This is a genomic window from Secundilactobacillus paracollinoides DSM 15502 = JCM 11969 (assembly GCF_001311135.1).
GTDB lineage: Bacteria > Bacillota > Bacilli > Lactobacillales > Lactobacillaceae > Secundilactobacillus > Secundilactobacillus paracollinoides.
Genome location: NZ_BBAG01000164.1, coordinates 1 through 713 on the forward strand (window position 1 = coordinate 1; position 713 = coordinate 713).

Sequence of the window (713 nt, forward strand, 5' to 3'; positions counted from 1 at the left end):
CCAGTAAGGACCTTTAACTCAGTTGGTTAGAGTAGACGGTTCATAACCGCGTGTGGTTCGATTCCACACCAATCACATACACGGTCGTCTCAAACGAGGCGGCCTTTTAATTTGGAGGAGTAGCAATGAGAAACTATCAACGGGACAACTTAATATTAGGCCTGCTGATGGTGCTGCTCATTATCGTGTTGGGAGTGTGGCTACATGCGACACACTGAGTATGGCTATGTTAGCCCAGCAGAGAACCATTGCTATCGTGGCTTAGAGCGTTGGTTGGCTGATAAGAAGAAACGCGAGCGTCGTGCAAAGAAGCATGGCGCTTTTAATTTGCAATCGAAAGGAAAACATAGTCAAGATGAAAGCAAAAGATAAATGGAAGCGTGGACTGCCATACGTTGGCAACAAGGGACAGAAGGTTGAACAAATTATGGAAGCCCTACCCGATGGAAAGCGATTGGTTGATGTATTCGGCGGGGGTGGATGTGTTAGTTTGGCAGCTGCTTCATCTGGAAAATATGAAGAAGTAATATATAATGACCGAAGGAAAACCGTGGTTGAGCTATTAAGAGCATTAATCAATGATGAACCGCATTTCAACCTGATGGATTACGTAGCATTAACACGAGAACAATTTTTTGATTGGCGAGATAATCAACCTGATTCTATCGAACGAACGTTAGTGTTAATTGCTTATTCATTTAGTAATAATCAGA

At 43.1% G+C, this 713-nt stretch carries 1 protein-coding gene; it reads left to right on the forward strand.

From position 1 onward, the window contains the following. Positions 1-355 precede the first annotated feature (355 nt). Positions 356-713 (forward strand): DNA adenine methylase (locus tag JCM11969_RS16815; RefSeq protein ID WP_173585438.1); only part of this gene is annotated, 358 nt, incomplete at its 3' end.